We start from the raw sequence: 12,748 nt of genomic DNA on the forward strand, positions 1-12,748 counted from the left end.
CAGGCTTTGGCGGGCACCGGGCCCGCCAGATCACCCAGCCTATAGAGCTAGGCAGGAGGTGTTCCATGAGGTGGATTACCCGTGAACGACCCAAGATCGACCGCATCGCGTGCCCCTGGCTGATCATTCGATTTATCGATCCCCAGCCTGAGTTTTTATACGTGCCTAGCGGTGATGTGCTGCGGATTGCAGCCGAGAAAGATGCAGCGCCCTACGATATTCCCGGCGTGGAACTGACTCACGAGGGAGAGCTATGCAGCTTCGACGCATTTATGAAGAAATACCAGCTCAGTGAGCCCGCCTTGCAACAGTTGGCCAAGATCGTGCGTGGAGCAGATACCTCTCGCCTAGATCTGACGCCGCAATCAGCGGGGCTATACGCAATATCCCTAGGGCTGTCGCAGCGCTACTCCGACGATCATGAGATGTTGGCGCACGGACTGATCATGTATGACGCACTCTACGCTTGGTGCAAAGAATGTCAGGGTGAATCGCATAACTGGCCTCCCCAAATGTGAGGAAGCCTGCTTGCATCAAAGCCCAGGCTAGAGCTGGGCTTTGATGCATTAGTAGCGGTAAGCGCCGTTCGGCACCAACATCTTGTTATGCGGTCAATCCCATCCAGCCATGAATGCCCACGTAGAGGCCAACGCCGATGATCAGCACGCTGGAGAGATAAGGTGCACGACGAGCAACGGTGCCCAGCCAAGGCCAACGGTTGGAAGCCTGTTTAGCACCAATGGCTGCAGCAGCGCCCACTGTGACCAGCGTGATCGCCAGACCGATGCTGAAGCAGAGGACGAGCATGCCCCCAAGGGCAATTTCCTTAACCTGAAGGCACAGTAGTAGAACGGTGATGGCGGCAGGGCACGGAATCAGACCGCCAGTCAGACCGAACATGACGATCTGGCCCGTGGTGACCTCACGGTTGGTAAAGCGTTTACGGATATCGTTGGCATGTGCACGTTCGTGAGCATCCTGATAGCCGTCAATCGACAACTCAAGACCTCCCAGTTCGGAATGCGCGTGCCCATGATCATGCTCCTGGAACGCCAGATCGTAATCATGGGAGTGCCCCGCATGGCCAAGACTCAAGCGCGCACTGAACTCATGCGGTTCCGGGATATCGACTGCCGACTCTAGGAAGCCTTCGCGCTCGACGAAAGAAAACGATTGAGTGCTGCCGTCTGGACGGGTAGTCATCAGGCGAACAGCTGAGGCAGCCCAGGCGTGTCCGGTCAATGTCTTCAAGCGCCAATGCGGTGGCATGCCTTCTTCGAAGATCGACAGTTCGATGCGGCCATGGCCAGTATCAATTCGATGGGTCTCATCATGATGACCATGGTCATGCTCGCCATGGTGGTGATCATCACCTTGCTCGAATTTGAACATCTGCTCACCGCGCCAGGTACGCCAAAGCATCCAAAGCGCAATCACGATGATCAGTGCAGAGGAGGCAAGCTGGAAGTACGGCTCAGTGGTTTGAGCGTCCAGGCCTTTGCCCAGGTACATACCGCCAATGGCGACCAACCACACCACTGCGGTATGCGACAGCGTCGCGGCCAGTCCCAACAAAACCGCCTGTTTGACCGAGCCCCGGATGGCAACAATGAAGGCTGCCATCATGGTTTTTGAGTGGCCTGGTTCCAGGCCATGCAAGGCACCGAGCAGAATAGCGCTCGGGAAATAAAGCCAGGCGTGAGCCCCGCCTTGTTGCAGCAGTTCAGCGAAGTTGGGCATGTCAGACCTAGAGGTACTTGGTGATTTGCTTGAAGGCTTCCAGCGGTGCGCGTTCGCCATTGTTCAAGGCTGAAACGGTGTCCTCCAGGCAGTGATCAATGTGATCTTGGATGAGCGTGCGCTTGGCTTGGTATACCGCTTTTTCGACCGCATGCAGTTGCTGGGCGATGTCCACGCACTCACGACCTTCTTCGATCATGGTGATGATGCTGCGCAGATGGCCGTCCGCCCGCTTGAGGCGTTTGATGATCGCCTCATGACTTTGGTGGACATGTGGGTGCGTGTGTTCGTGCTCACTCATAATTTGAGTCTTCGCGATTAATGATCTACTCGAATCTTATCCCCCCGGGGAGGATATGGGCAATCCAAAAAGCGGTCTGCTCCTGGGTATTGGTCTGGGCGGTCAATTTCTAGTTACTGGGACAGGCAGCTATTGGCCGGTTTCTGTCTCTGCTGACCGACTGCTTTGGGTCGATTCTGTTGAAAAAGTAGCTCCCCTGTCTGGCCTGCTGCAAAATCTCTGCATTGGCCGATGGAGGATTACACAGTATTGGCGCCGACCCCGAATTGACCTACGTGCCGACGCAAGACTGACCCAACTCCAATCGGTAGAAATCCAGCACGGGAAATGGTTCGCGAGGAATCAGACTGGGTCAGTGGCATCTCGGTAACTGGGTCAATTCGGCGTCGGCGCCAACAGTAAAGGCTTTGCGATGTCGCGTGAGTCTGTCGCAGGTGCTCAATGATCTGCGACATGAAATGCGATAGATGTGCTTCTTTTGCATGTGAGATTGGGTGCGCATTAGTCCTTCGAATGGGGCAGGTATTGTTTGGCAGGACGCCAGAAAAGGGTGCGCAAAACCTCCTCTGGAGGCCGCTTGTTTTCGTTTGCAAAAATACAAAAAAGTAGATTTTTTGCTGTCCTAAAAATTGACTCTATTCGTAAAGAAGCAATAGCTTAGCTCGCTACAATCCCCAGCATGGGGTCCTAGTGCGCTACCTCAGGTTCGCGAGTGATAATCTGTCGACCGGTATAACGATCTGGAAATAATGAAATGGCCAAAGACACACCATCAATGGCAAAAAATAAAATGCGCCGGTGTCTCGCGGCGATTCTTGATCCACATCCATCCCCCTCTGAAATTGAAGAGCTCTGGAATTATTTCCAGTCTTCCTGTGCGTACTGTGGCGTTCCTTTGATCCGTGCTTCGCGTTCCGGGCACCTGGATCATGTCGAGTCGTCTGCCTCGGGCGGTTCAAACGCAATCCACAACTACCTCCTGTCATGCAACAGATGCAATGGCGATGAAAAAAGGGAAGAAGAGTGGCAACGCTTTTTGGCAAGGAAGGTGACGGATAGGGACCTAGCATCTGAACGGCATGCCCATATTTCTGCCTGGATCGAACGCGCCTGCGATGTGCCTTTTGATCCCGCGGCTAAGGCTCAAGCTGAAATTATCATCAGTCAGGCATTGGAAAGCTTTGACGAGGCGGTAAAGAAGCTTCGAGCGCTGCGCCCCTGATCGGGACATCGGAAGTACCCGCCCTGCGTCAGTCACCCGCTGGAAATGAGAGTAGGGCCATGCGGTAGACAGAACGCTCGAAAGGCTAAAAACGAGCTGAGTTCTGGAACACTTCCAAAATAGTTATGGAACACATGCCGAGCGGCGAGATTGTTCACCAAACCCCAGAAACGACAAAGCCCTGAATAATCAGGGCTTTAGCGTGAAAATATGGCGGAAGCGTAGAGATTCGAACTCTAGGATAGTTGCCCATCGACGGTTTTCAAGACCGTTGCCTTAAACCACTCGGCCACGCTTCCAACTGTATTGCGGGCGCCATAATACCCGAATGAAACACACTGTCAAACTCTCTGCGTAGCTTGTTACAAGGCGTCTGTTATGATCTTTGCGACTGAACGTTACAAACCCAACAGGAGTGTCGCCATGCGCGAACAGGATTACGCAGTTAATAACAGCGTGCAGGCCGAGCAGCTAGAGGTTAGCCGCGTCCTGCGCAACACATACGGCTTGCTCGCACTGACCCTCGCATTCAGTGGTGTGATGGCCTTCGTTGCCCAGCAGATGCGTGTTGGCTACCCGAATATTTTCGTGGTGCTGATTGGCTTCTACGGCCTTTTCTTCCTAACCAACAAACTCCGTGATTCCGCCTGGGGCCTGGTGTCGGCATTTGCCTTGACCGGTTTCATGGGTTTCCTGCTCGGCCCGATCCTCAACCGTTACCTGGGCATGCAGGGCGGCGCTGAAGTCGTCAGTTCGGCATTCGCGATGACGGCACTGGTATTCGGCGGTCTGTCGGCCTACGTACTGATCACCCGCAAGGACATGAGCTTCCTCGGCGGTTTCATCACCGCAGGTTTCTTCGTGCTGCTGGGTGCGACGCTGGCCAGCTTCTTCTTCCAGATCAGCGGTCTGCAACTGGCGATCAGCGCAGGTTTCGTGCTGTTCTCTTCGGTTTGCATCCTGTTCCAGACCAGCGCCATCATCCACGGCGGCGAGCGCAACTACATCATGGCGACCATCAGCCTGTATGTATCGATCTACAACCTGTTCATCAGCTTGTTGCAGCTGTTCGGCATCATGGGCCGCGATGATTGATCGTTGGCAGTGAGTAAAAAACCCGCTTCGGCGGGTTTTTTATTGCTCGAACTTCGGGATTATTCGCTGATGATAATGCTGCCATCGGCCTGTTGGCGGTAGATGGTATAGGGCAGTAACAAGGTGTCGAGAGCACCGGAAAGAACCACGTCTATCAGCACAATGGCCGGGGCGTTGTCGTGTTTGTCTGCATCACGTCCATTCTGCAGGGGAGCATTCAACGCGCAAAAGTCGTAAGTCACACCACTGTAAATCCGCGGAATCGCGCCGCAGTAACTCTTTTGCTCCTTGAGACTCTTCGCCGCCACCTCGTCTCCACGAACCACGGTCTGAACCGTGCCGCATCCCGTGAGTATCAATACCGTCAGTAGCGCTACCTGAATTTTCATACCGCCAATCCTTCGTCGAAATGGCCTTCAGTTTGCAACATTGACGATCAAACATCACTCACGCCATCGGCGGCAACCGGCGCTTGACCGGGGTCTTCTTGACGATCGCGGTGTTGGTTTCAGCATGGGTGTTGAGGCGGTCGAGCAGGGTGTCCAGTTGTTCCATCGAACGTACATGCAAGCGCGCGATGAAACAGTCGTCGCCGGTGACCTTGTCGCACTCGGTGAACTCGGGAATGGCCATGATCTGCCGTTCCACTTCCTGCAGCTGGCCCGGTAGCGGGCGAATACGCACGATGGCCTGGAGTTGATAGCCGAAGCATTTCGGATCGATTTCTACGGTGTAGCCCTTGAGCACGCCTCTTTCTTCAAGACGGCGCAGGCGCTCGGCAACGCTGGGGGAGGACAGGCCACTGATTTGCGCCAAGGCCTTGAGCGAGCGTCGCGAGTCTTGCATCAAGGCCGTGATCAGCACTTGGTCGATGTCATCGGTCATGGCGAAACCTCAATTAGGCGGTCAGTCAAAATAGCCTCGATAAAAAAGGCAGATAGCGAGTTTAGCCTGCTTTTTGCGCTGGAGAAGCCCGGTTGTGGATAGTCATACTTTGCCCATCAATCACGGGAGTCTGATGATGGACAAAACAATACGTCGCGGCTCATTTGAAATGACCGCTGCCATGCTGATCTCCGGGACCATCGGCTGGTTCGTGCTGGTGTCCGGGCAACCGGTGCTGGATGTAGTGTTCTGGCGCTGCCTGTTCGGGGCTGGCACCTTGTTGCTGATTTGCGCAGTGTTCGGTTTTCTGCGCCCCGGCATTTTGACCCGTACCACCTTCCTGTTGGCCGTGCTCAGTGGTGTAGCGATCGTCGGCAACTGGGTGCTGTTGTTCGCGTCCTACTCTCGCGCCTCTATTGCCATCGGTACTGCGGTCTACAACATTCAGCCGTTCATGCTGGTGGGGCTGGCCGCAGTGTTCCTCAACGAAAAAATCACTTTGCAGAAACTGGCCTGGCTGGGCGTTTCGTTTCTCGGGATGCTGGCGATTGTTAGCGCCCACGGCGGGCAGGGCGAGAGTGGCAACGAGTATCTGGTTGGGATTGCCCTGGCGTTGGGTGCGGCGTTTCTCTATGCGATTGCTGCATTGATCATCAAGCGCCTGACCGGCACACCACCGCATCTGATCGCTCTGATTCAGGTCAGCACCGGTGTGCTGTTGCTCGCGCCCTTCGCGCACTTTTCGGCAATGCCCCAGGCGCCGAGCGCGTGGGCCAGCCTCGTTACCTTGGGCATCGTGCACACCGGTGTGATGTATGTGCTGTTGTATGGTGCGATTCAGAAACTGCCGAGCGCATTGACAGGGGCACTGTCGTTCATCTATCCCATCGCAGCGATTTTTATCGATTGGTTTGCCTTTGGTCATCGGCTGGAGCCGCTGCAATGGGGCGGCGTTGCTGCAATTTTGTTGGCTGCTGCCGGTATGCAACAGGGTTGGATCCTGAAAATTCGCAGAACGGTTACACCGTGATGGTCAGAATAACTCGCCTATGCGCTCAGCAGTCACGCTGTAAGCCGCATAATATTCCTCTGTTCCCTTGAATTTGAAAGCTTCCGCCTTGGAGGTATTGGCGATAAATATGCCGCAGGCTTCAAGCCATCCGGGAGTGTGTTCAACCTCTTTTGATGTCATGTTCCACTCAGATGAGCCGTCTTTTTTGAAAACCAAAAAAGCCTCAATTTGATCGTGTTCCGACATTCTGAAAATCGGAGTGGTACTAATGTGATGAGTGTTCAAGAGTTTTTTGCAGGACTCTTGCAATGTGGTGATTGTTTCGTGCCAATTGGATTCTAAGTCAATCCGCTGATAATGGGAGGGAAGGTGCCATTCGATTGTTGGAGTGCCGCTATCTTGTTCGGGTAGGGGAGCGTGGGAAAAAATGGGGAGCGGCACTTGGTGAGGGATGAATTGAAAGTGGGGTATGTGTTTGTCGCTGCTGCTTTCAAGTGAGTTCTGTACGATAAAGTCACCAGGACCTGCTTTTAGCTTCAGGTACTCGATCATTTCAATAAAGTAATTTGCTTTGTTGGATTCGCCATTTTCGTGTCGTTGTGATTCGTTTACGTATACGGTGTGGTTATAGCTTTCCAGTCTTTCTATCGGTGCCTTATCAAATGCGACTTTGCTATCATCACGAAATTTACAGCGTAGTAAGTCCAATAGGTGGGTATTTTCGTTGTTCCTGTAAATCCGCAAGTCTGGCGTTATTACTTTTTGATCGCTAAAGTACGGAGTCGTCGGGTCCTGCTCCATGAATGGAGCCCCATTCAATGTCAGTGATTGTGCGTGCGCATTGGCAGGGAGGTTATAAAATCTGGAAATTGAATCTCGGTCGGCATGTAGCCTGGTTTGGCGTTGTTGTTTCTGTGTGTCGTCAATACCCAGTCTGTCCAGTAATTGTTTTCTTGAGGCTTGAAGTACTTTTTCGGCGAAAGATAAAGTTTCTGTTCTGCCCAAGAGGTCAATCATATAGGGTGATAAATGATCTCTTTCATCAGGTTGAGCGGATGGCTGAGTCATCTTCTCAATACTGCTAAGAGACTGACCTCTCACCTCGTCGATCTTGGTGAATGAATCATTGTTCTTTTTTTCAATGACTGGCTCCACGTGCGCTTGATTGCTTGGAGTGATTGGAATGCATCGCTGTATGGTTGATCTGTAGTTGGTTGTCATTGCTTTGATACTGTGCCCCGGTAGGGAAAGTGACGGGGCATCCATATGGATGCCCCGCTTTTAAGGGAGATGTTAGCTCTTGTTTCGATCGCTCAATATTCGATGAGTAATGAAGTGCTGCAGTATCGATGTTTTTTCATTTTTGATTAATTCAAGGGAGGTAGTGTCAACCTTGATATTGCTGTTGGAGAGCGTTTGACTGGCGAGGTCCAGATCATCAAGCATGTAATAGGTGAACAGGGTGAGTACCTGATGCGTTTCAGGTAAGGTCGCCCTCAATCTGAATTGCTCGGTGTATTCCTTCGCGAGTGCTGCACGACTCTCAAATAATCCGGCCATTGCGTGACCCGGTTCAACCTCTTTCAACTTAGGTGCAAATTTGCTGTAGAAATCATGGATGTTTTGCGCGACATCGATGATTTTCTCCAAGGGAAGAAGATGTTGCTGCTCAGTGCTGAATCTCACCTGAGGCAGGTCCCTTTCCAATGGTCTGAAAAATGCCTCCTTGGTCCGCTCTCTAAGCTGGGTACGGGCGGGAAATGCATCGTTTTCTGTGCAGTCAGGTTTGAGTTCAGCGTTCTGGTCGTAGTTCATCAGCATTGGGACCATTTTGAAGAGGGTCTCGTTATGCCAGCTACTTTCATCTGCGAGGCTCGGAACGCGTTCAATTACTTCCGGAAGATTTTCGTATGTATTCATTTGTTTATCGAACAAAGGCTTGTTGATCACCGTTGATCCAGTTTCGTCGAACCTCGCGACTGTCAAACTATTCAGAGGTTTGACCCGATGTTCAGCGATTAGATTTCTAACCTGCAGATTGAGTGTTTGCTTTTCCGCTTCCAGGTACTGCATGAATTTTTCAGGACTGTCTTTTTTGAATCCACCCAATACAAATTTCTGCAATGGGGTAAGGTGGTCGGCTTGCTTCAGTTCATTATCTGAGAGAAAGGGCTTGCAGCGGTCCTGTCCATGAAAGGTCATCAACTCGGAGCTTCTGGACTCACCGTGATCCTCGCCGTCCTTACTGCTAGCTGATCGATGATGCACGATCATTTCGGTTCGAATGCCGGTTTCCAACGGCGTATCGTTATCCGGATTTTGAATCACTACGTAGCTCGCACCTGGAACACCGCGAAATTCATTCTCCAAATCTTCACGGTTGGGGAATTTTGTGGCGGCTTCGCTCCTGGTGAAACGAATGGACTGCGACGTGTCATAGGGAAAAGCGGCCAGGCACTGTTCCTTGTTTGCCAGACACGTGCCCGTAATCCGCGTAGTGATGAGTTTAAATTCAGCAGCATAATTGCTGTTGTCGAAATGGAACATCCATTCTCTGTATTTGCCGTCATCTTTGCTGGCAGGGTTGTCCATAAAGCGGAAGTTAGAGACGGCAGGCGCATCACCCAGTTGATAGGCTGCTTTGAAAAGTTGTAGAGGTGACAACTTTGCATCAAGGCACCGAGTATCCGTTATTAGCGGCTTGATGTTTTGTGTTGCAAAGTCAAGTTTTGTGTAGTCTTCTTTTTTGGTTGCGTGGCACTCCATGACCTCATCATAAAATGCCTTGAAATCTGAATAGGTACGAACGTCGATTTCACTTGCAGATACTCCGAATGTTGCCCATTCGTTCAGTATTGCACTGAATTGCGCTCTTAAATCTTCATCGATGAGAGATAAAAGATTGCACCGAAGTGCCTCTGTTGTTGGTATGTCGGAAACTTGCTTGTACTGGGATCTCTCAAGCTCACTCAATTCCGTTAGCGCTCGAAAACGCTCGGGAATTGAGCTGCTGGTATTGTATTGGTCAAGAAATATGCGTACAGAGCCAAGCTCTCGTGGCATTCCAGCCGGGTTGCATTGGATCAGATTTTTGATGAAGGTTATCTCCAGGTCTTTTATTTCTGAAGAGTTTACTTTGTGAAGTTCGAGTTTGGGTCCTGTAGTGTTGCTCGTTTCTTTTAATAAAAGGAGAGTTTTGGTTTTGTCGTCAAATATGAATGATCGATCCCCTTGGGTGGTTGTTGCTTCGATGAATTTGAATGAGTCAGTGGATTGATAGCTGTGACGGATGCTAAGCACTTGGCGACCTTGTCATATTGGGAGTCATGATCGATATATTGTAGTGAGGGGTGTCGCGCCGGCTATAAAAAAAGGCTCATTTATGTAGCTTTAACTGAAGTTGTTATTGTTTAAGGTCATCTATTCCATTTCAATGCAGTGTTGCTCAGGTGACACCCCGTGGGGCAGATTGATGCCTGTGGTTCGCAGGATCGATGCCAGTAACCCCAGCGATACCCGCACTGCATGAATCACCCGAGCATGCCGATAGCGCCGGTACGGATCCAGCAGCGGACGCAGTAGCCGGCGCAACAACGGTGGCAATCGTTGGCCCACGGATTTGCTCAGATTCACACTCCTCAGAAAATGTAATCAGTGGTCAAAAAGCTTGAACTGCGACCACTGATGATTTCGCTGATCAGGTCCTTGTTAGTCTCCTGAAACTTGGTGGCTACCAGTGTCCGGATCGAAAACACCCGCAACGCATCATGTACCGACAAGGTGCCTTCGGCGGAGTTCTTGCGCCCGTTGAAGGGGTAGGTATCGGGGCCACGTTGGCATTGGGCGTTGAGGTTGATGCGCCCGACCTGGTTGGCGAAGGTGTCGACCAATCGGCCGACGGCCACAGGGTTGGTGCCGAAAATGCTCAATTGCTGGCCGAAGTCCGACTCCAGGACGTAATCAATCACCGTATCCAGATGGCGGTACGGCACGATGGGCACCACCGGGCCAAACTGTTCTTCCTGATACACGCGCATCTGTGGCGTGACCGGGTACAGCACGGCGGGATAGAAAAATGAGGCGCGTGCCTCGCCACCGTTAGGGTTCACCACTTTGGCGCCCTTGCCGACGGCATCGGCCACCAGTGAGTGCAGGTAATCGACCTTGCTCGATTCCGGCAATGGTGTCAGGGCCACGCCACTTTCCCAAGGCATGCCGGGTTTGAGCGTGGCGAGTTTGGCATTGAATTTTTCGATGAAGGTGTCGACCACGTCCTCGTGGACAAACAGGATCTTCAGCGCGGTGCAGCGCTGACCATTGAACGACAGCGAACCGGTGACCGCTTCATTGACGGCGTTATCCAAATCCACTTCGGGCAGGACGATGCCGGGGTTCTTCGCATCCAGCCCCAGGGCCGCACGCAGGCGGTGAGGTTTTGGGTGGAGTTTCTTCAGGTCGCTGGCCGCCTTGTTGGTGCCGATGAAGGCGAAGATATCGACCTTGCCGCTGGCCATCAGCGCGCTGACGGTTTCGCGCCCGCTGCCATAGATCACGTTGATCACCCCGGCCGGGAAGCTGTCACGGAACGCTTCCAGCAACGGGCGAATCAGCAGTACACCGAGCTTCGCCGGTTTGAACACCACGGTGTTGCCCATGATCAGCGCCGGGATCAACGTGGTGAACGTCTCGTTCAGCGGGTAGTTGTAAGGGCCCATGCACAGCGCGACGCCCAGCGGGACACGGCGGATCTGGCCGAGGGTGTCCTGTTCCAGTTCGAAGCGGCTGGAACGGCGGTCCAATTCCTTGAGCGCGTTGATGGTGTCGACGATGTAATCGCAGGTGCGGTCGAACTCTTTTTCCGAGTCCTTGAGGTTCTTGCCGATTTCCCACATCAGCAATTTGACCACGGCTTCGCGCTGTTCACGCATTCGACCCAGGAAGGTTTCGACGTGCTGGATGCGTTCGGCCACGCGCATCGTCGGCCACAAACCCTGGCCGCGATCATAGGCGCGGACGGCGGCGTCGAGGGCAGTCAAAGCGGTTTCGGCGTCGAGCAGCGGCGTGCTGCCAAGCATCACTTGCTCATCGCCGTTCGCACCGCTCAGGTACACCGGGCTGCGGACCTGGGCGAGGGCGCCTGGCCAGGTTTTCAGGACGCCGTCGACCAGGTATTCGCGTTGTTCGGTCGGGCCGTCGAGGCGGTATTTTTCCGGGATGCTGCCGGCCGTGGGAAACAGGTTGCCAAGAAGATCTGCTGTGCTCATGTCGCTACCTCATTTGAAATGTCTGCCACAAACCTGTAGGCGCGAGCTTGCTCGCGAAAAACGTCCAGGTGACGCAAGGTGCCTGAATGCCTGCGTCATCGTTGACGACCATCGCGAGCAAGCTCGCTCCTACAGAAGGGGGTCGAGCGATAAAGGGCAGAGTAGAGGGGTTGAGGGTCTGGATCTTGTGCCTCAAGCGTAGACTGCAATCTTTGACCTCGCCGCACACAAAGGACGTTGCCGGAGTTAAACTCGCGTTCTTTCCAAAGGAGTTCATATGAGTCATTACCAGCCGGGCATTCTCGCCACCCCCGTTCCGCCTCACGCCCGTCATATGTTCTTCGCCCTCGAATCCGTTACTGATTTGCCGGCTGCGCTGAATAAATTGCTGCAACTGGTGGACGGCAAGTCGGCGGTGGTCGGTTTCGGTGAATCCCTGGTCAAGGCTCTTGAAGGCAACATCGAAGGCCTGCGGGTTTTCCCGGCGCTGACCGGAGTGGGCGTCGATAACCCATCGACGCAGCATGCGCTCTGGTGCTGGCTGCACGGTGTCGACCGTGGCGAATTGCTCAATCGCAGCAATGCTTTCGCTGCGGCATTGGCACCGGCGTTGCGCCTGGTGCAGGTGACGGAAGGCTTCCGTCATCGCGAAGGCCACGACCTGACCGGTTATGAAGACGGCACCGAGAACCCTCGGGACGAAGCTGCTGCGGCCGCCGCGCTGGTGAGCGCGGGTGCGGATGGCACGGTCGGCGGCAGCTTTGCCGCGATCCAGCAATGGCAGCATGACCTCAAGCGTTTCCACGCGATGCCGTCCCATGAAACAGACGACATCATGGGGCGCCGCCTAAGCGACAACGAAGAGATCGATGACGCGCCAATTTCCGCCCACGTTAAACGCACCGCCCAGGAAAGCTTCGCGCCCGAGGCGTTTGTGGTCCGTCGCTCGATGCCATGGATCGAAGACGACCGCGCCGGCCTGATGTTCCTTGCCTTCGGTTTTTCCCTCGACGCCTTCGAAGCCCAGCTGCGTCGCATGAGCGGTCTGGAAGACGGCATTACTGACGGCTTGTACCGTATCAGCCGTCCGATCACTGGTGGCTACTACTGGTGCCCACCGTTGAAAGACGGGCGACTGGATTTGCGGGCTTTGCCTCAGGGGTAATTGACGCCTCGAGATCAAAAGATCGCAGCCTGCGGCAGCTCCTACGAGGAACGCATTCCAATGT

At 53.5% G+C, this 12,748-nt stretch carries 13 protein-coding genes and 1 tRNA gene; 5 read left to right on the top strand and 9 right to left on the bottom strand.

Translation table 11 applies throughout. The features are described from left to right. Positions 1–65 precede the first annotated feature (65 nt). Positions 66–518 carry a chromate resistance protein ChrB domain-containing protein gene (locus ACRESJ_RS16775; protein WP_431758898.1) on the top strand — a complete coding sequence of 151 codons (453 nt, stop codon included), beginning with the start codon at positions 66–68 and terminating at the stop codon, positions 516–518. Between the two features lie 85 nt (positions 519–603). Here the strand turns inward: ACRESJ_RS16775 and ACRESJ_RS16780 are convergent, their stop codons facing one another. After that, positions 604–1,740 carry a nickel/cobalt efflux protein RcnA gene (locus ACRESJ_RS16780; RefSeq protein WP_431758899.1) on the bottom strand — a complete coding sequence of 379 codons (1,137 nt, stop codon included), beginning with the start codon at positions 1,738–1,740 and terminating at the stop codon, positions 604–606. 7 nt (positions 1,741–1,747) lie between these two features. Then, positions 1,748–2,041 (bottom strand): metal-sensing transcriptional repressor, encoded by a 294-nt coding sequence (locus ACRESJ_RS16785; RefSeq protein ID WP_431758900.1) that lies wholly within the window; start codon positions 2,039–2,041, stop codon positions 1,748–1,750. Positions 2,042–2,795: 754 nt separating this feature from the next. On the opposite strand from ACRESJ_RS16785, the gene ACRESJ_RS16790 reads away from it, so the two are divergent. Further along, on the top strand, positions 2,796–3,263 hold the full coding sequence (locus tag ACRESJ_RS16790; RefSeq protein ID WP_431758901.1) for an HNH endonuclease: 468 nt from the start codon (positions 2,796–2,798) through the stop codon (positions 3,261–3,263). A 211-nt stretch (positions 3,264–3,474) separates the two neighbouring features. Here the strand turns inward: ACRESJ_RS16790 and ACRESJ_RS16795 are convergent. Beyond that, a tRNA-Ser gene (locus ACRESJ_RS16795) sits at positions 3,475–3,562 on the bottom strand. Between the two features lie 124 nt (positions 3,563–3,686). Between ACRESJ_RS16795 and ACRESJ_RS16800 the strand changes: the two genes are divergently transcribed. Beyond that, on the top strand, positions 3,687–4,358 hold the full coding sequence (locus ACRESJ_RS16800; RefSeq protein ID WP_431758902.1) for a Bax inhibitor-1/YccA family protein: 672 nt from the start codon (positions 3,687–3,689) through the stop codon (positions 4,356–4,358). 59 nt (positions 4,359–4,417) lie between these two features. On the opposite strand, the gene ACRESJ_RS16805 is transcribed toward ACRESJ_RS16800, so the two are convergent. Next, positions 4,418–4,747 carry a YceK/YidQ family lipoprotein gene (locus tag ACRESJ_RS16805; protein ID WP_431758903.1) on the bottom strand — a complete coding sequence of 110 codons (330 nt, stop codon included), beginning with the start codon at positions 4,745–4,747 and terminating at the stop codon, positions 4,418–4,420. Between the two features lie 58 nt (positions 4,748–4,805). Continuing rightward, positions 4,806–5,243, bottom strand: a complete 438-nt coding sequence (locus ACRESJ_RS16810; protein ID WP_431758904.1) for an Lrp/AsnC family transcriptional regulator — start codon at positions 5,241–5,243, stop codon at positions 4,806–4,808. 136 nt (positions 5,244–5,379) lie between these two features. On the opposite strand from ACRESJ_RS16810, the gene ACRESJ_RS16815 reads away from it, so the two are divergent. After that, positions 5,380–6,273, top strand: a complete 894-nt coding sequence (locus tag ACRESJ_RS16815; protein WP_431758905.1) for a DMT family transporter — start codon at positions 5,380–5,382, stop codon at positions 6,271–6,273. 3 nt (positions 6,274–6,276) lie between these two features. Here the strand turns inward: ACRESJ_RS16815 and ACRESJ_RS16820 are convergent, their stop codons facing one another. From ACRESJ_RS16820 to ACRESJ_RS16835, 4 genes are all read right to left on the bottom strand, one after another. Next, the gene (locus ACRESJ_RS16820; protein ID WP_431758906.1) at positions 6,277–7,521 is read right to left on the bottom strand and encodes a hypothetical protein; all 1,245 of its coding nucleotides are present in this window, start codon (positions 7,519–7,521) and stop codon (positions 6,277–6,279) included. A gap of 27 nt (positions 7,522–7,548) precedes the next feature. Next, on the bottom strand, positions 7,549–9,555 hold the full coding sequence (locus ACRESJ_RS16825) for a hypothetical protein (protein ID WP_431758907.1): 2,007 nt from the start codon (positions 9,553–9,555) through the stop codon (positions 7,549–7,551). Between the two features lie 120 nt (positions 9,556–9,675). Continuing rightward, the gene (locus tag ACRESJ_RS16830) at positions 9,676–9,870 is read right to left on the bottom strand and encodes a hypothetical protein (RefSeq protein ID WP_431758908.1); all 195 of its coding nucleotides are present in this window, start codon (positions 9,868–9,870) and stop codon (positions 9,676–9,678) included. Between the two features lie 23 nt (positions 9,871–9,893). Continuing rightward, positions 9,894–11,519 (bottom strand): NADP-dependent glyceraldehyde-3-phosphate dehydrogenase, encoded by a 1,626-nt coding sequence (locus ACRESJ_RS16835; RefSeq protein ID WP_431758909.1) that lies wholly within the window; start codon positions 11,517–11,519, stop codon positions 9,894–9,896. Between the two features lie 277 nt (positions 11,520–11,796). Between ACRESJ_RS16835 and ACRESJ_RS16840 the strand changes: the two genes are divergently transcribed. Continuing rightward, the gene (locus tag ACRESJ_RS16840) at positions 11,797–12,684 is read left to right on the top strand and encodes a Dyp-type peroxidase (RefSeq protein ID WP_431758910.1); all 888 of its coding nucleotides are present in this window, start codon (positions 11,797–11,799) and stop codon (positions 12,682–12,684) included. Positions 12,685–12,748 lie beyond the last annotated feature (64 nt).

This window comes from Pseudomonas sp. (genome assembly GCF_050739655.1).
In the GTDB taxonomy this organism is placed as follows: domain Bacteria; phylum Pseudomonadota; class Gammaproteobacteria; order Pseudomonadales; family Pseudomonadaceae; genus Aquipseudomonas.